At 68.1% G+C, this 15948-nt stretch carries 15 protein-coding genes; 7 read left to right on the plus strand and 8 right to left on the minus strand.

The genetic code is table 11. The annotated features are described in order from the left end of the window. From ACYP33_RS15825 to alr, 3 genes are all read right to left on the minus strand, one after another. Positions 1-251 (minus strand): DUF2866 domain-containing protein (locus tag ACYP33_RS15825; RefSeq protein WP_459622771.1); only part of this gene is annotated, 251 nt, incomplete at its 3' end. A gap of 116 nt (positions 252-367) precedes the next feature. After that, positions 368-1744 carry a DNA repair protein RadA gene (radA, locus tag ACYP33_RS15830; protein WP_414442207.1) on the minus strand — a complete coding sequence of 459 codons (1377 nt, stop codon included), beginning with the start codon at positions 1742-1744 and terminating at the stop codon, positions 368-370. A 10-nt stretch (positions 1745-1754) separates the two neighbouring features. Beyond that, complete coding sequence (alr, locus tag ACYP33_RS15835) at positions 1755-2825, minus strand: alanine racemase (RefSeq protein ID WP_414442208.1); 1071 nt, start codon at positions 2823-2825, stop codon at positions 1755-1757. A 211-nt stretch (positions 2826-3036) separates the two neighbouring features. Between alr and lplT the strand changes: the two genes are divergently transcribed. Both lplT and thiD read left to right on the plus strand, forming a co-directional pair. Further along, complete coding sequence (gene lplT / locus ACYP33_RS15840; protein ID WP_414442209.1) at positions 3037-4344, plus strand: lysophospholipid transporter LplT; 1308 nt, start codon at positions 3037-3039, stop codon at positions 4342-4344. A gap of 88 nt (positions 4345-4432) precedes the next feature. Then, positions 4433-5245, plus strand: coding sequence for a bifunctional hydroxymethylpyrimidine kinase/phosphomethylpyrimidine kinase (gene thiD, locus ACYP33_RS15845; protein ID WP_459622772.1), 813 nt, complete (start codon positions 4433-4435; stop codon positions 5243-5245). 40 nt (positions 5246-5285) lie between these two features. Here thiD and ACYP33_RS15850 read toward each other — a convergent pair whose 3' ends face one another. The 4 genes from ACYP33_RS15850 to tsaB are packed head-to-tail and all read right to left on the minus strand — an operon-like array spanning position 5286 to position 8572. Then, positions 5286-6257 (minus strand): DUF1853 family protein, encoded by a 972-nt coding sequence (locus ACYP33_RS15850; RefSeq protein ID WP_459622773.1) that lies wholly within the window; start codon positions 6255-6257, stop codon positions 5286-5288. Next, entirely contained in the window at positions 6254-7315 is a 1062-nt protein-coding gene (locus tag ACYP33_RS15855) for a uracil-DNA glycosylase (RefSeq protein WP_459622774.1), read from the minus strand. Before ACYP33_RS15855 ends, ACYP33_RS15850 begins: the two co-directional genes overlap by 4 nt. Beyond that, a complete protein-coding gene (gene rimI, locus ACYP33_RS15860; protein ID WP_414442213.1) occupies positions 7302-7799 on the minus strand; it encodes a ribosomal protein S18-alanine N-acetyltransferase in 498 nt (165 codons plus the stop codon). The genes ACYP33_RS15855 and rimI overlap by 14 nt, the downstream gene beginning before the upstream one ends. Then, the gene (tsaB, locus tag ACYP33_RS15865) at positions 7796-8572 is read right to left on the minus strand and encodes a tRNA (adenosine(37)-N6)-threonylcarbamoyltransferase complex dimerization subunit type 1 TsaB (protein ID WP_459622775.1); all 777 of its coding nucleotides are present in this window, start codon (positions 8570-8572) and stop codon (positions 7796-7798) included. The genes rimI and tsaB overlap by 4 nt, the downstream gene beginning before the upstream one ends. A 143-nt stretch (positions 8573-8715) precedes the next feature. On the opposite strand from tsaB, the gene ACYP33_RS15870 reads away from it, so the two are divergent. From ACYP33_RS15870 to aceA, 3 genes are all read left to right on the plus strand, one after another. Beyond that, positions 8716-8985 carry an acyl-CoA-binding protein gene (locus tag ACYP33_RS15870; RefSeq protein ID WP_414442215.1) on the plus strand — a complete coding sequence of 90 codons (270 nt, stop codon included), beginning with the start codon at positions 8716-8718 and terminating at the stop codon, positions 8983-8985. A gap of 469 nt (positions 8986-9454) precedes the next feature. Continuing rightward, positions 9455-11077 (plus strand): DEAD/DEAH box helicase, encoded by a 1623-nt coding sequence (locus ACYP33_RS15875; protein ID WP_414451651.1) that lies wholly within the window; start codon positions 9455-9457, stop codon positions 11075-11077. A gap of 409 nt (positions 11078-11486) precedes the next feature. Then, the gene (gene aceA / locus ACYP33_RS15880) at positions 11487-12794 is read left to right on the plus strand and encodes an isocitrate lyase (protein ID WP_414442217.1); all 1308 of its coding nucleotides are present in this window, start codon (positions 11487-11489) and stop codon (positions 12792-12794) included. A 437-nt stretch (positions 12795-13231) separates the two neighbouring features. Here the strand turns inward: aceA and ACYP33_RS15885 are convergent, their stop codons facing one another. Next, positions 13232-14134: a LysR family transcriptional regulator gene (locus tag ACYP33_RS15885; RefSeq protein ID WP_414442218.1), complete on the minus strand. Its 903-nt coding sequence runs from the start codon at positions 14132-14134 to the stop codon at positions 13232-13234. Positions 14135-14295: 161 nt separating this feature from the next. Here ACYP33_RS15885 and ACYP33_RS15890 point away from each other — a divergent pair, with 161 nt between their 5' ends. Then, positions 14296-15012, plus strand: a complete 717-nt coding sequence (locus ACYP33_RS15890; RefSeq protein ID WP_459622776.1) for a haloacid dehalogenase type II — start codon at positions 14296-14298, stop codon at positions 15010-15012. Positions 15013-15079: 67 nt separating this feature from the next. Next, positions 15080-15937 (plus strand): AraC family transcriptional regulator, encoded by an 858-nt coding sequence (locus tag ACYP33_RS15895; protein WP_414451649.1) that lies wholly within the window; start codon positions 15080-15082, stop codon positions 15935-15937. The last annotated feature ends 11 nt before the right edge of the window (positions 15938-15948 follow it).

A 15948-nucleotide genomic window follows, 5' to 3' on the forward strand; every position in this document is an offset into this window, starting at 1 on the left:
ATCTGCTCGTCGTCGTGCATCAGGTAGCGGCGCCCGTCGAGCGGGCGGCGGATGGTCTCCACCACTTCGGCTTCGGTCACATGCTCAGCCACCACGCGCCGCGCGATCCGCCCCTCGTCATCGACCCACTCGATGATCCGGCAGCCACCGCCGAACGGCGGCCGGATTGGCTCCGAAACACGGCAGCCACGCAGATTGTAGAGGCGCTGATCGATGATTTGCTGGAGCTGTTTCAAGGCGGGATCTTCCATTCACACCTGCGGGACGCATTGCGGCCAAGCATAGGGGAAAACCACCGCGAGACGAGTTACAGCCCGGCCCGGAAACGTTACATGGAGTTACGCGTGCAGCAGGGCTGCGATGGCCCTCATTCGAGGCCGCGCACGCGATCGATGGCCTGCTCGATGCGCTCGACCGCAATCACGGTGAGCCCCTCGATCGGCTGCTTGGGCGCATTGGCCTTGGGAATCAGGGCGGTGGTGAAGCCCAGCTTGGCGGCCTCGCGCAGCCGGTCCTGGCCGCGCGGCGACGGCCGGATCTCGCCGGCCAGGCCCACTTCCCCGAACACGACCAGCCCCTTCGGCAACGCTTTGTTACGCATCGACGAGTGGATCGCCAGCAGCACCGCGAGGTCGGCCGCCGGCTCGGTAATCTTGACACCCCCAACAGCGTTCAGGAACACGTCCTGATCGAAGCAGGCGATGCCCGCATGACGGTGCAGCACGGCGAGCAGCATGGCGAGCCGGTTCTGTTCGAGGCCGACCGCGAGCCGGCGCGGGTTCGGCACGTTGGCCGTGTCGACCAGCGCCTGCACCTCGACCAGCAGCGGCCTCGAACCTTCCTGCGTCACCATCACGCAGGAGCCGGGCACCACCTCTTCATGCTGCGACAGGAACAGCGCCGACGGATTCGACACGCCGCGCAGGCCGCGCTCGGTCATCGCGAACACGCCCAGTTCGTTGACCGCGCCGAAGCGATTCTTGATCGCGCGCACCAGCCGGTAGGACGAATGGGTGTCGCCCTCGAAATACAGCACGGTGTCGACGATGTGTTCGAGCACGCGCGGCCCGGCCAGCGCCCCTTCCTTCGTGACGTGGCCGACCATGATGATCGCGGTGCCCGATTGCTTGGCGATGCGCGTGAGCTGCGCCGCGCATTCGCGCACCTGCGCGACCGAGCCGGGCGCGGAGGTCAGCGCTTCCGAATAGACGGTCTGGATCGAATCGATCACGGCCACGTCGGGCCGCTCGGCGGCGATCGTCGCCTGGATCTTTTCGAGCTGGATTTCGGCAAGCAGCTTGAGGTCGGCCGCATCGCCGCCGTGATCGAGCAGTGCCAGCCGCTGCGCGCGCAGCGCGATCTGGGCCGCCGATTCCTCGCCGCTGATATAGAGCGCGCGGCGTTGGCTGGCCAGTTGCGCCAGCGATTGCAGCAGCAGCGTGGATTTGCCGATGCCCGGGTCGCCGCCGATCAGCACCACGCCGCCGGCCACCAGGCCGCCGCCCAGCACGCGATCGAACTCGCCGATGCCGGTCGAGAAACGCGGCACGTCGGCTGCGTCGATGTCGGCCAGCCGCTGCACCGGCGCGCTCTTGGCGAGCGCCTGAAAACGATGCGTGGAAGGCGCCTCGGACGCCGATTCGACCAGCGTGTTCCAGGCATGGCAGGACGGGCACTGGCCGGCCCACTTCGGCGACTGTCCGCCGCATTCGGTGCAGGTATAGACGGTTTTCTGTTTCGCCACGGATGCGCCCTTATTCCGCACGCACGGGCACGCGCGGTGCGACGGCGCACATCAGCTCGTAGCCGACCGTGGAACAGTGCGCGGCGACGTCGTCGATCGGCAGCGCCTCGCCCCACAGCTCGACGCGCGCACCGATGCCGGCGCCGGGCACCGGTGTCAGATCGACCGTGATCATGTCCATCGAGACGCGGCCGACGATCCGGGTGCGCACGCCGTCCACCACGATCGGCGTGCCTTCGGGCGCGATGCGCGGATAGCCGTCCGCATAGCCGCAGGCCACCACGCCGATCCGCATCGGCGCGGGCGCGACGAACGCGCCGCCGTAGCCCACTGCCTGCCCCTTCGCGATGTTCTGCACCGCGATCAGTTGCGAGGTGAGCGTCATGGCCGGTTGCAGGCCCGCGCCGGCGATATCGGCCGCGCGGCCCGAGGGCGAGGCGCCGTAGAGCAGGATGCCGGGCCGGACCCAGTCGAAATGCGTGTCGGGATGCCACATCACGGCGGCCGAATTGGCCAGGCTGCGTGCCCCGGCGATGCCTTCCGCGCCGCGCGAGAAGGCGGCCATCTGGTCGGCCACGCCGCGCTCGCCGTCGGCGTCCGCGAAATGGGTCATCAGGGTGATCTGGCCGATACCGGGGCAGGTGCGCGCCCGCTCCCAGGCGGCACGGTATTTCTCCGCGCCGTAGCCGAGCCGGTTCATGCCGCTGTTCATCTTCAACTGGATATTGACGGGCTTGGACAGCCGCGCCGTTTCGAGCATCCGCAGTTGATCGTCGTTATGGACCGTGGTGGTCAGGCTGTAACGGTCGATCACGTCCACGTCGGTGGAGCGGAAGAAGCCCTCGAGCAGCAGGACCGGCCCCGCCCAGCCCAGTTCGCGCAGCCGCACCGCCTCTTCGAGGTCGAGCAGGCCGAACCCGTCGGTGCCGCGCAGGCCCGGGAACGCTCGCGCGAGCCCATGCCCGTAGGCATTGGCCTTGACGACGGCCCACACCTTCGAGCGAGGGGCGAAGCGGCGAGCTGCCGCGAGATTGTTAACGAGTGCAGCAGTGTGAATCGTGGCGGAAATCGGGCGCGGCATAGGGAAATTTCATAAACACGCAGGCGAATCAGCAGCTTACCGCACCTTGTGGGTGCCGTGCCGTGACGAACCCGGAGCGATCGGGGATTCTTGCTAGTCGGATTTGACGTATTTTCGTGATATAAAGCCGTGCGCACAACCTATTTTGCACGGGATAGTCCGAATGCACGGCCCCTGCGGCCGAGCCGCAGCGAGGAAAGCATCGCTTCAGATGAAAAAAGGTTTTTACTCCATCATGGCCGCGCAGTTTTTCTCGTCGCTGGCCGACAGTGCGCTTCTCATCGCCGCCATCGCCCTGCTGAAAGATCTGCATGCGCCGAACTGGATGATTCCGCTGCTCAAGCTGTTTTTCGTCCTGTCGTACGTGGTTCTGGCCGCCTTCGTCGGCGCGTTCGCCGACTCACGGCCGAAGGGCCGCGTGATGTTCATCACGAATTCGATCAAGGTGGTCGGTTGCCTGATCATGCTGGTCGGCGCACATCCGTTGATCGCCTATGGCATCGTCGGCTTCGGCGCGGCCGCCTATTCGCCCGCCAAATACGGCATCCTGACCGAACTGCTGCCGCCTGACCGGCTGGTTGCGGCCAATGGCTGGATCGAGGGCACCACGGTCGGTTCGATCATTCTCGGCACGGTGCTCGGCGGCGCGCTGATCAACCCGCATATCGCCGCGCACGTGATCGCCTACACGCCGGCCGCGGTCAATACGCCGGCCGAAGCCGCGATGCTCGTGATCATGGCGATCTACGTGGTGGCCGCGCTGTTCAATCTGCGCATTCCCGATACCGGCGCGCGCTATCCGAAACAGCAGCAAAGCGTGATCCGCCTGGTGACCGATTTCGCCGAATGCTTCAACGTGCTCTGGCACGACAAGCTCGGCCAGATCTCGCTGGCCGTCACCACCCTGTTCTGGGGCGCCGGTGCCACGCTGCAATTCATCGTGCTGAAGTGGGCCGAGGTGTCGCTCGGCATGTCGCTGTCCGAAGGCGCGATCCTGCAGGCCGTGGTGGCGCTCGGCGTGGCCGGGGGCGCCATGGCGGCCGCCAGCAAGATCCCGCTCAAGAAATCGCTGAAGGTGCTGCCGGTCGGCATCGTGATGGGCCTGGCCGTCATGATGATGGCGTTCTACACGCGCGATCTGCTGCCGCATCACTGGGTGCTGCATTTCGGCAGCATCCGGATTCCCGGCTATCTGATGATCGCCTACCTGTTCCTGATGATAGTGGGCGCGTTGTCCGGCTTCTTCGTGGTGCCGATGAACGCGCTGCTGCAGCATCGCGGCCACGTGTTGCTGTCGGCCGGCCATTCGATCGCGGTGCAGAACTTCAACGAGAACCTGTCGGTGCTCGTGATGCTGTGCCTCTATGCAATGCTGGTCTGGCTCGATGTGCCGGTCGGCGTCGTGATCGTGCTGTTCGGCACCTTCGTGTGCCTGACCATGTGGCTCGTGATGCGTCGCCATATCGCCAATCAGCGGCAATTCGATTCGGTCGCGCTGATCGGCGAACCACGCCACTGAGCCACCGCTGTTCACCCGGCGCGGCGCCGCTCGCCGCGCCGTCCGATCCTGCTTCCTGCAGCCGGCCTGCCCGGCCGGCACCCCAGCGATGACCCGCTCGCCCATCCCGAACGCCCTGACCATCGCCGGCTCCGATTCCGGCGGCGGGGCAGGCATCCAGGCCGATCTCAAGGCCTTTTCCGCACTCGGCGCCTACGGCGCGAGCGTCATCACCGCGCTGACCGCGCAGAACACGCGCGGCGTCACCGCCGTGCATGCGCCCGACGCCGGTTTCGTGACGGCCCAGCTCGACGCCGTGTTCGACGACATCCGCATCGACACCGTCAAGATCGGCATGCTGGCCAATGCCGATATCGTCCGCGCGGTGGCCCAGGCGTTGCAACGCCATGCGCCGCCGTTCGTCGTGCTCGATACCGTGATGATCTCGAAAAGCCGCCATGCGCTGCTCGCGCCAGAAGCCGTGGCCGCGCTGCGCGACACGCTGCTGCCGCTCGCCGACCTGGCCACGCCGAACCTGCCCGAAGCCGCCGCGCTGCTCGGCTGCGCGGAAGCCACCGACGAAGCGCAGATGATCGAGCAAGGCCGCGCGCTCGTCGCACGCGGCGCGAAGGCCGTGCTGATGAAGGGCGGCCACCTGCCCGACGCGGCCCGCAGCCCCGACTGGCTGATTCGCGCCGGCGACGAGCAACGCATCGACGGGGCGCGGATTCCGGTCGCGCATACGCACGGCACCGGCTGCACGCTGTCGGCCGCGATCGCGGCGCTGCGCCCGCAACGCGACGATCTGATCGGCGCGGTGGTCGACGCCAAGCACTATCTGGCCGGCGCGATCGCCGCGAGCACGCAACTGAGCGTGGGCCACGGCGTCGGGCCGGTTCATCATTTCCATCGTTGGTGGTAAGCGGGCAAGCCGGTAAGCGAGCGGGCGCCCGGCCGGAACCTCAGCGCGCGACCTGCGCGAATGCGCCGGCGCGTTGCGGCCAGTCGTCGTCGACGATGAAGCCGCGACGCGTCTCGTGCCAGACACCGCGTTCGCCCGGCACCAGCGCCGCAACGAGCGACGGCGCGGCGCGCGCCGCCACGGCGTCGAACAGCGCCGACGCCTCGACCGGAGCCAGCGGATCACCGGCTTCGAGGCGCCGTGGCGCGAGCCACGCGAGACGCGGCAACACCACCCAGCGCGTCGCCACCGGTTCGCGCGCCGCCAGCGCCGGCCAATCGCCGCGCGTGGCCCAGAAGCCGCGCGGGTGCGCCACGTCGAGTTCGGCCGGCGACGCCGGTGCGCTGCCGTCGAGCGCGACGCCGTCATCGCGATAAAACAGCCAGCCCTTGACGAACATGCGCGCAGCCCACGGCCCGGGCTGCCCCGCGAACGCGAACTCCTCGCGCGCGCTGAGCGGCAATTGATGCTCGACGAGACGCCGGAACTTGAGATCGAAACGGTCCGCCAGATTCGGGCCGACATAGTCGCGCAACGCGGCCTCGCCCACCGTGGCGGCACACAGATAGCACTTCACCGCCAGCTCCCAATGCAGCCGTTCGCCGTCGGGCGCGACCAGCAGGAAATCGCATTCGCCGAGCGTGCGGCCGCTGACGCGCACCGGCAGGTTCGCGGCCACCAGCGTCCAGGCGGGGCCATGCGCGGCGAAGAACGCCAGCAGCGTTTCGGCGTAACGGCCGAGGCGGGTCGGCTGCGCGGCTTCGACGGCCTGCCGCAGCGGCGCCGGCTCGGCATCGAGCGCGGCAAGCCACGCCAGCACGCGCGCGGCCTCGGCATCGCCCTGCCACGGCCGGGCCAGCGGCGCGGCGGCCGAGTCCGCCAGCAGGTCGGCGCTGGCCAGCAGCCACGCGAGATCGCGCACCGCCACATCGCGCAGCCCCACCCACGGTGCGGACCGCGCGGCCTCCGTCATGCGTCGCCCGGCTGGCCGTCTTGCGCGGCGCTGCCGGCCTGGCCCGCGTCGCGATAGGTATCGCGCGCGAGGCACAAGTCGGCCCAGGATTTGGCCTTGTCCGGCAGGCTGCGCAGCAGGTAGGCCGGATGGTAGGACACGATCACCGGCACGCCTTCGTACTGATGCACGCGCCCGCGCATCGAGGCGATGCTGGCGTCGGATTTCAACAGGGTTTGCGCGGCGAAGCGGCCCAGCGCGACGATCAGCTTCGGCTTGACCAGCGCCACCTGCCGTTGCAGATACGGCTCGCAGCGCGCCACTTCGTCCGGCTCGGGATTGCGGTTGCCGGGCGGCCGGCACTTGATCACGTTGGCGATATAGACGTTCTCGCCACGCTTGAGCGACACCGCGTGCAGCATGCTGTCGAGCAGCTTGCCGGCCTGGCCGACGAACGGCTCGCCCTGCTTGTCCTCGTTCTCGCCGGGCGCTTCGCCGATCAGCATCCAGTCGGCCTCGCGATCGCCCACGCCGAACACCGTCTGCGTGCGCTTCTCGCAGAGACGGCAGCTCTCGCAGGCCGATACGCGCGATTCGAGTTCGTCCCAGCCGAGATCGGCGACCGATGCACGCGCGGCGGACGGACGGGCCGGTTCGGCCGGTTCGAAGCCATGCGGCGGCAGATCGGTGGCGGGGGCGAGATCGAACCAGGCGGAATCGTCGGGTGCGGGATCGGCCCCTGCTTCGGGCATGGCAGGCTGGGCGCGGCGTGGTTCCGGTTCGGCCTGGCGCGGTGCAGGTTCGGCATCGCGGCGCGACGTGGCGGGCAGCGGTGCGCGATCCTGCGGCGCTTGCGCCCTGTCGCCCTGCGGGACATCGCCATCGCGCGCGGCCGGCAGCGGCTCCCGGCGTGGCGTGGCTTCGCGCGAGGCTGGCTGCACTGCGGCGGTGCGCGCGTCGGCAACCACCGCCGCATCCGCGGCAACCGCCGTGTCGCCGCCGTTTTCCGCCCCTTCCACGCGACGCACCCAGCGCGGCCCGAGGCCCATTTCGTCGAGCGCCGAATCAAGCCAGGTCATGCGCGCCTCCTTGCGAGCCAAATGACAGCCGCATCACGATCGCATCCTCGCGCGTGCGGTGCCGGGCCGGGTAATAGTTCTTGCGGCGGCCGATCGTCTCGAAGCCGAAGCGTTCGTAGAGCCGGATCGCTCGCGGGTTGCTGGGTCGCACTTCGAGCAGCACGCTGTCGAGCCGCTCGGCGCGCGCGATCCGCACCGCGTCGCGCAGCAGCGCCAGCCCGCAGCCGCCATGCTGCGCGGCGGGCGCCACGCACAGATTGAGCAGATGCATCTCGTCGACTACCGGCATCAGCACGCAATAGCCGATCAGCGTGCCGGTCACGTGCCGCATGCAGACGCCGAAATAGCCGTTGCGCAGCGAATCCTCGAAATTGCCGCGCGACCACGGGAATTCGTAGGCCGCCTGCTCGATCACGACCACCTCGTCGAGATCGGCATCGGTCATCGGCGCGAGATAACGATCGGTCATCAGCACGCCGCTCATCGCTTCGCCTCCTGCGCCGCGCGCGCGGCGAGCCGTTCGGCCGTGGTTTGGGCGACCTTGTTGCGCACGTACTCCGGCGCGGCCTGATCGGCCGGCACCGCGCGGCCGGCGCGGAACGCGCGCAGCGCGACCTGCGCGACCGGCACGGCGTGCGGCAACGCCGCGCCATCCACCCGCGCCGCGCGCGCGGCGGCCGACAGCCGCTCGCCGAACGCCGCGGCGGCGTTGCCGGCCAGCGTGAACGGCGCGTCGGGCATGACGAGCGCATCGGGCGCGTCGAGCGAGGCCGGCTGCAGCGTGCGCCAGTCGCCGGCGGCATCGTCCCAGGCGTAGTCGGCCCAGTAGGCTTCGTCCATGCGCGCGTCGAGCGCGGCCAGCACGCGCACGGGGGGCGCTTGGCGGGCAGCAAGCGCGTTGAGCCGCGCGTGTTCGGCGCAGGCCAGCAGCGTGCCGACCGGCACCACCGGCAGATCGCGGCCGAACGCGAGCCCCTGCGCCACGCCGGTGGCGGTGCGCAGGCCCGTGAACGAACCCGGCCCGGCGCCGAACGCGATCGCGGCGCAATCGGCCAGCGTGAAGCCGGCCTCGTCGAGCAATTCGCGCACGGCCGGCAGCACGCGCGTGCTGGAGACGGCGCCCGTTTCGTCGTGGCGGAACCAGATGCGGGGGGCGGAAGAGGCGCTCGCGTCGGCGGGCGCGGCGATCAGGGCGACCGAGCAGAATTCGGTCGAGGTATCGATGGCGAGGAGCACTGTTTGCGTCATGGCCGACATTGTAATGCGGCGCCCCGCCGGTTCGGGCGTTTCCGGACAGCCGGCCGCACACGCGCCTCGCACCGGTTTGGAAGGAACGCTCGACCCGCCGTGCGGCGCCGCTTGCTACCATCTGCCGACCTGAAAACCCACGGAGACACCGCATGAGCGACATCACCGCCCAGTTCAAGCAAGCCCAGGACGACGTCCAGCAACTGACCGAGCGCCCCGGCAACATGACGCTGCTGCGCCTCTACGCGCTCTACAAGCAAGGCAGCGAAGGCGACGTGCACGGCGACAAGCCGGGCTTCACCGATATCGTCGGCAAATACAAGTACGACGCCTGGGCCGCGCTCAAGGGCACCGCGCAGGAGCAGGCCCAGCAGCAGTACGTGCAGCTCGTCGAAGACCTGAAGAACGGCACGGCCTCGTAAGCCGCCGCGGTGCGACGCCGCTGATGTGCGACATAAGTGGCGTCAAACGTAAGCAATCGTGTCGAACCGGCGTGCAACGCGCCGGCATTTCACAAAAACGCCATCCAGCAGTGGCGCGCCGCAGCAAATCCGGCTATACTCGCCTCCGCATCACGCACTGGCCGGCCATGTGCTCCCACCGCCTGATGCCTCGTACGTTTCGCTCCAATCCAGTTTAGAACCTGTCCCCTCCTGCCTCTCTGGGCCCCTGCGGCCATCAAAGTATCAGGCTGGCGGCGTGTTCGGCGATGTCCGGTTTCCGGGCTCCGCCGTGTGCCGCACCCGAAACAGCTTCTTGACGCCCCCGTGAGTGAGTCTGCGTTCTCCGAACGCGGACGTCCGTCACGTTCCCGATTTGCTCGATGCACTTGTCGACTTGGGCATGCACGATTGGCGCCGACGTTTAACCTACCGTGTTTCAAGGATTGATATGACTTCGAGCCAACCCCAAAGCCCCCTCACCGCGATTGCAGACGAAGCACTCGGCGTGACGACCCCCGACGCGCCGGCGCCCGTCGAGGCAGCCGCGCAACCGGTGATCGACGGCCCGACCTTCGAATCGCTCGGGCTGTCGCCGGAGATCGTTTCCGCACTGCAGGCCGCCGGCTATGTGAAGCCGACGCCGGTTCAGGAGCGTGCGATCCCCGCCGGCATCGCTGGCCGCGACTTGCTGGTGTCCAGCCCGACCGGTTCGGGCAAGACCGCCGCGTTCATGCTGCCCGCCATCGAGCGCTTCGCCCAAGTGCAGAAGACGCAGGCACAACAGCCGCGTGAGCCGCAATCGGCCGACCGCCGCCAGCGTCGCCCGCAGCCGGTCGCAAAGCCGCAACTGCTGGTCCTCACGCCCACCCGTGAACTCGCGATGCAGGTCACCACGGCCGCCGCGAACTACGGCAAGCACCTGCGCCGCCTGCGCACCGTCAGCATTCTCGGCGGCGTGGCCTACGGCCAGCAGCTGATGCTGCTCGCCAAGAACCCGGAAATCCTCGTCGCGACGCCGGGCCGTCTGCTCGACCACCTCGAGCGCGGCCGTATCGATCTGTCGGATCTGAAGATCCTGGTGCTCGACGAAGCCGACCGCATGCTCGACATGGGCTTCATCGACGACATCGAAACGATCGTCGCGGCCACGCCGGCCTCGCGTCAGACGATGCTGTTCTCGGCCACGCTCGACGGCAAGATCGGTTCGCTGACGGGCCGCCTGCTGAAAGATCCGGAACGCATCGAAATCGTCCAGAAGCTCGAAGCGCGCACCAACATCGCCCAGACCGTCCACTACGTCGACGACCGCGATCACAAGGATCGTCTGCTCGATCACCTGCTGCGCCACGAGTCGCTCGACCAGGCCATCATCTTCACGGCCACCAAGATCGACGCCGACAACCTGGCCGGCCGTCTGGCCGACGCCGGTTTCGAATCGGCCGCCCTGCACGGCGACCTGCCGCAAGGCGCACGCAACCGCACGATCCGCGCACTGCGCGAGCGCCGTGTGCGCGTGCTGGTCGCCACCGACGTGGCCGCGCGCGGGATCGACATTCCGGGCATCACGCACGTGTTCAACTACGACCTGCCGAAGTTCGCCGAAGACTACGTTCACCGTATCGGTCGTACCGGCCGTGCCGGCCGCACCGGCACCGCGGTGAGCCTGGTGCACCACGCCGAGCAAGGCGCGCTCAAGCGCATCGAGCGCTTCGTGCGTTCGCCGCTGCCGGTCAACGTCGTCGAAGGCTTCGAGCCGCGCAAGGCACCCCCGCGCAATGGCGCGCCGAGCGGCGGCCGTGGCCGTCCGGGCAACGGCAATGGTGGCCGCCGCTTCGGCAGCGGCGCCGGCAAGCCGGCCGGCAGCCGTGAAGGCGGCTACGGTGGCGGCAACCGCGAAGGCGGTCGCAGCTATGGCAGCGGCAACGGTGGCGGCAATGGCGGCGGCTGGAGCGGCAAGTCGGCCGGCGGCAACCGTGAAGGCGGCTTCGGCGGCGGCAATCGCGAAGGCGGTTACGGTGGCGGCAACCGTCGCAGCGACGGCCCGCGCGGCCCGCGTCGCGGCACGGCCTGAGCGAATGCACGGGTGAACGAGCGGCCCTGAACGGCCCTCGCCTCGCCCGTCTCGCGGCTCGCGCATGAACAACCGGTGCTTCGGCACCGGTTTTTTTTCGCCTGCGCCTGAAATTTCACGATGCGAAAAATTTTTTTGCCTCGTAAAAAATCATGTTGCGTGGCACAAGGACGCGATTGCGAGATGGAAAACCGCATTCCCCATTGTGAAACGAATCACACAAGCAATTGATTCATAACGATTAAATAATTTAGAGAGACGCATCCAAGCCGCTATCACCGCGCCCGCCGCTTCCCTAGACTCTTCTACAAGAGTTCACGAAACGCAGCGCCCGGTTCTCCACCCCGCCCGCCGACGTGACCCCGGATTCGATACTCATCCCGATTCACACTCATTCAAGGAGTCGATCATGTCGCGTCAACAACAGGCGAAGGAACTGCAACAGAAGTGGGAAACCGATCCGCGCTGGAAGGGCATCAAGCGCGCCTATACGGCTGAAGACGTGATCCGCCTGCGCGGTTCGATCGAAGTCGAGCACACGCTGGCCAAGCGCGGCGCCGAAAAGCTCTGGAGCCTCGTCAACGACGAGCCGTTCGTCAACGCGCTCGGCGCGCTGACCGGCAACCAGGCCATGCAGCAGGTGAAGGCCGGCCTCAAGGCGATCTATCTGTCGGGTTGGCAAGTGGCGGGCGACGCGAACGTGGCCGGCGAAATGTACCCGGATCAGTCGCTGTATCCGGCCAACTCGGTGCCGCTGGTCGTCAAGCGCATCAACAACACGCTGACGCGCGCCGACCAGATCCAGTGGTCGGAAGGCAAGAACCCGGGCGACGAAGGCTATGTCGACTACTTCGCACCGATCGTGGCCGATGCCGAAGCCGGCTTCGGCGGCGTGCTCAACGCGTTCGAGCTGATGAAGGCGATGATCGAATCGGGCGCCTCGGGCGTGCACTTCGAGGATCAACTGGCCTCGGTCAAGAAGTGCGGCCACATGGGCGGCAAGGTGCTGGTGCCGACCCGCGAGAACGTCGCGAAGCTGACCGCCGCGCGCCTCGCCGCCGACGTGATGGGCACGCCGACCGTGCTGATCGCCCGCACCGACGCCGAAGCGGCCGACCTGATCACGTCCGACGTCGACGACAACGACAAGCCGTTCCTGACCGGCGAGCGCACCGTCGAAGGCTTCTACCGCACCAAGCCGGGTATCGAGCAGGCCATCTCGCGCGGCCTCGCCTATGCGCCGTACGCCGACCTGGTGTGGTGTGAAACCGGCAAGCCGGATCTCGAGTATGCGAAGAAGTTCGCCGAGGCGATCCACAAGCAGTTCCCGGGCAAGATGCTGTCGTACAACTGCTCGCCGTCGTTCAACTGGAAGAAGAACCTCGACGACGCGACGATCGCGAAGTTCCAGAAGGAACTCGGCGCGATGGGCTACAAGTTCCAGTTCATCACGCTGGCCGGCTTCCACTCGCTGAACTACTCGATGTTCAACCTCGCGCACGGCTACGCCCGTTCGCAGATGAGCGCGTTCGTCGAGTTGCAGCAGGCCGAGTTCGCGGCCGCCGACAAGGGCTTCACGGCGGTCAAGCATCAACGCGAAGTGGGCACCGGCTACTTCGACGCGGTCACGCAGACGGTCGAGCGCGACGCTTCGACCACGGCGCTGCATGGCTCGACCGAGGACGAACAGTTCTTCGACAGCAAGAAGGTCGCCTGACTGGCTGACCGGCAAGGAACCCGCTGGCACGGGTCACGCGCATCCTCGATGCGCCGCTTCAGGGAGCGATAACAACAAGCCAGGACAAGCCGGGCGCGCGATGCACGCGTCCGGCAGCGGAGACGCCCGACACGGGCCAATCCAGTTTCAAGGTTGTTACGACCCGCGCGCCGGCTTCGGCGCGCGGTTTTTCCGTTTACGCCGCCACCGCCGCCATGCGACCACGCTTGCCGCAACCGCCGTGGTGATCTGCCGCGCGCGGTCGTCGCTTCATCGGTATGCGACCGCCGGCATCTTCGAATGCGTGAGCACGCGCGGCGTCTCGCTGGCGATCGGCAGGCGTCCCCCACTCGATGACAGGTCGACCGGCCGGCGCTGCCGCCACGGCAACGGGTTCGTTCCAACATCGGAAACGCCGAGCGCACGGCCTTCGCCGGTCAGCCCCAGTATCCGGGCCGTTCGTAGGTGTGCTTGAGGAAATCGAGAAACAGGCGCACGCGCAGCGGCAAATGGCGGCGCTGCGGAAACACCGCGTGGATGCCGATCGGCGGCGCGGCGAACGCGTCGAGCACGCTGACCAGCCGGCCTGCCGCGATATCCGCGCCGACCTCCCACCACGAGCGCCATGCCAGCCCCTGCCCGGCCAGACACCATTCGTGCAGCACCGCGCCGTCCGAGCATTCCATCGTGCCGTTCACGCGGATCGACACGGTCCGCTCGTCCTGCTGGAACACCCAGCCGCGCTGCTGGTTGGCATTGGCGGCCAGCGCCAGGCAGTGATGACGCGCCAGATCGTCAAGCGTGGCCGGCGTGCCGGCCCGCGCCAGGTAGCCGGGCGAGGCCACGCACACGCGCCGGTTTTCCCCGAGCTTCAGCGACACCAGCGACGAATCGGGCAGCTCGCCGAGCCGCACCGCGCAATCGAAGCCCTCGTTGACGAGATCGACCACCCGATCCGACAGATCGAGCGTGATCGTCACGTCAGGGTGCGCGCCCGTAAACGCCGGGATCAGCGGCGCAACGTGCCGGCGCCCGAAGCCGGCCGGCCCCGACACGCGCAGATGGCCGCTCGCCTTCACGCCGCCGGCCGACACGCTGGCCTCCGCGTTCTGCATGTCGTGCACGATGCGCTGGCAATCCTCCAGAAAAGCCGAGCCCTCGAACGTCAGCGTGAGCTTGCGCGTCGTGCGCACCAGCAGCTTGACGCCCAACCGCTCCTCCAGCGCATCGAGCCGACGGCCGATGATGGCCGGCGCGACCCCCTCGGCGTTGGCGGCGGCCGACAGGCTGCCCTTCGCGGCAACGGAAATGAAAGTCTCGATCTGCTTGAAACGGTCCATGAGGAAAGGCGAAAGCGGAAAGGAAACACGGAACGTCGCGCCCGCGATGACCGCCAGACTAGGTTGGTAAAAGTAAAAGATCAAGTGATCGTTAGCCGCCTTTTGAGCCGCTCGCATCACGAATAGAATCGGCTTCCGACCTCTCACCGGAGCGCACGGCCATGTCGTCCATCGCGGCCCCCTTCCCCAAAGCCATCCTGTTCGACGCCTACGGCACGCTGTTCGACGTGCACGCCGTGGTGGCGGCGGCCGAGCAATTGTTCCCGGGGCGCGGCGAGGCGCTCTCGCAACTCTGGCGGCGCAAGCAGATCGAGTACACGCAGTTGCGCACGCTGTCGGCGCCGGACGGCGCGCGCTACCGTCCGTTCTGGGACATCACGCTCGATGCGCTGCGCCATGCCGCGCGCTCGCTGGGCCTCGCGCTCGGCGCGTCGGCCGAGAAGCGCCTGATGGACGAATACGCCTGCCTGTCCACCTATCCCGACACGGTGCCCGTGCTGCGCCGCCTGCGCGCGCTGCCCGGCGCGCCGCGGCTGGCAATCCTGTCGAACGGCGACACCCGCATGCTCGACATCGCCGTGAAAAGCGCCGGTATGGCGGGCCTGTTCGATCGCGTGCTGTCGGTGGAAGCCGTACGCGCCTACAAGCCGGCCGAGGCCGCCTACCGGCTCGGCACCCGCGCATTCGACGCCGAGCCGCACGAGATCGCGTTCGTCTCGTCGAACGGCTGGGATGCCGCCGGCGCGGGCTGGTTCGGCTACACCACGTTCTGGCTCAATCGCAGCGGCGCGCCGGGCGAGGAACTCGGCATCGCGCCGGCCGCCACCGGCGCCGGCATGGACGACCTGCTCGCCTTCGTGACCGGCCTCGCCGCCTGAAGGCCACGCGCATCGGATGGCGGCGCTCTTACAATAGCGGTCCGCCTTCGTTGCCCGACCGCATTCGATGAACCCGTCCGACGCCTCGATCACGATCGACATCCCGCCCGAATTCGCGCCCACGCCCGAGCACCCGTTGCGCGTGCGGCCCCGGCCGATGCCGGCCGCCACGCGTATCCCGCAGCACACGCACGCCTGGGCGCAGCTCGCCTACGCACCGCGCGGCGTGCTGCGCGTGACGACGGCCGGCACCACCTGGATGGTCCCGCCGTCGCGCGCAATCTGGACGCCGCCGCACGTCGCGCACGAGATCGTGGTGGTCGAGGACGCGTTCCTGCGCACGCTCTATATCGACGAATCCGCGATTCCCGACGGCCTCGCCGATTGCCGCGTGGTGGAAGTGTCGGGGCTGCTGCGCGAGTTGATCGTCGCGCTCGATGCGCGCGACCTGCAGCAGGCGCGTGAACGGATGCTGACCGCGCTGATCCTCGACGAACTGACACGCAGCGAGCCGTTGCCGCTTGCCGTGCCGATGCCGACCGAAAAACGGCTGCGCGCGCTATGCGAGGCCGTGCTCGCGCATCCGGCGCAGGCCGAATCGCTCGACTACTGGGCCGCCCACGTGGGCGCGAGCACGCGCACCATCGCGCGGCTGTTCCGTCAGGAGTTGGGGGTGAGTTTCACGCAATGGCAGCAGCAGGCGCTGCTCGCACGGGCGATCCCGCTGCTGAACCAGGGGCGGCCGATGTCGCACGTCGCGCAGGAGCTGGGCTATCAAAGCCAGAGCGCGTTCTCGGCGATGTTCCGGCGGGCATTCGGGAAAAGCCCGCGTGCGTTCATGCTCGGCGACGCGGGCGCGCCGCCGCCCGATCCTGAAGATCCCGCTGCGCTGGCCGAACTGGCTGCACGCGACGATACGGCCTGAGCGCGCTCACA

Source organism: Burkholderia sp. 3C, assembly GCF_054589155.1.

Excerpts from the sequence above, each read along its gene's own strand:
- ACYP33_RS15850 (WP_459622773.1), bottom strand. The coding sequence starts at position 6,257 with ATGACGGAGGCCGCGCGGTCCGCACCGTGGGTGGGGCTGCGCGATGTG.
- lplT (WP_414442209.1), top strand. The coding sequence starts at position 3,037 with ATGAAAAAAGGTTTTTACTCCATCATGGCCGCGCAGTTTTTCTCGTCG.
- ACYP33_RS15890 (WP_459622776.1), top strand. The coding sequence starts at position 14,296 with ATGTCGTCCATCGCGGCCCCCTTCCCCAAAGCCATCCTGTTCGACGCC.
- alr (WP_414442208.1), bottom strand. The coding sequence starts at position 2,825 with ATGCCGCGCCCGATTTCCGCCACGATTCACACTGCTGCACTCGTTAAC.
- thiD (WP_459622772.1), top strand. The coding sequence starts at position 4,433 with ATGACCCGCTCGCCCATCCCGAACGCCCTGACCATCGCCGGCTCCGAT.
- aceA (WP_414442217.1), top strand. The coding sequence starts at position 11,487 with ATGTCGCGTCAACAACAGGCGAAGGAACTGCAACAGAAGTGGGAAACC.
- ACYP33_RS15885 (WP_414442218.1), bottom strand. The coding sequence starts at position 14,134 with ATGGACCGTTTCAAGCAGATCGAGACTTTCATTTCCGTTGCCGCGAAG.
- tsaB (WP_459622775.1), bottom strand. The coding sequence starts at position 8,572 with ATGTCGGCCATGACGCAAACAGTGCTCCTCGCCATCGATACCTCGACC.
- ACYP33_RS15870 (WP_414442215.1), top strand. The coding sequence starts at position 8,716 with ATGAGCGACATCACCGCCCAGTTCAAGCAAGCCCAGGACGACGTCCAG.
- rimI (WP_414442213.1), bottom strand. The coding sequence starts at position 7,799 with ATGAGCGGCGTGCTGATGACCGATCGTTATCTCGCGCCGATGACCGAT.
- ACYP33_RS15895 (WP_414451649.1), top strand. The coding sequence starts at position 15,080 with ATGAACCCGTCCGACGCCTCGATCACGATCGACATCCCGCCCGAATTC.
- ACYP33_RS15875 (WP_414451651.1), top strand. The coding sequence starts at position 9,455 with ATGACTTCGAGCCAACCCCAAAGCCCCCTCACCGCGATTGCAGACGAA.
- ACYP33_RS15855 (WP_459622774.1), bottom strand. The coding sequence starts at position 7,315 with ATGACCTGGCTTGATTCGGCGCTCGACGAAATGGGCCTCGGGCCGCGC.